Origin of the sequence: Cobetia sp. SIMBA_158 (assembly GCF_046566945.1) — a bacterium.
GTDB classification, from domain to species: domain Bacteria; phylum Pseudomonadota; class Gammaproteobacteria; order Pseudomonadales; family Halomonadaceae; genus Cobetia; species Cobetia amphilecti.
On sequence record NZ_JAWJYL010001122.1, the window covers coordinates 1 to 234 of the forward strand.

The window sequence follows — 234 nt, forward strand, 5'->3', positions numbered from 1 at the left end:
TGAAACCTATGCATATTGCAATGGCGTTGCTCTCTGCCGCGATGTTCTTTGTGCTGGCGGGCGTTTTTATGGGCGTACAACTGGAGCTGGATGGCACCAAACTGGTGGTCGACACGGCTTCAGACATCCGTTGGCAGTGGGTGTTTATCGGCACGGCGGTGGTCTTTTTCTTCCAGCTTTTGCGACCGGCTTTCCAGAAAGGGTTGAAAAGCGTTTCCGGACCGAAGTTTATTC

General features: G+C 52.6%; 1 protein-coding gene. It reads left to right on the plus strand.

The genetic code is table 11. The annotated features are described in order from the left end of the window. Positions 1–234: DUF3382 domain-containing protein (locus tag R2R70_RS23255; RefSeq protein ID WP_410979384.1), on the plus strand; the 234-nt coding region annotated here is incomplete at both ends.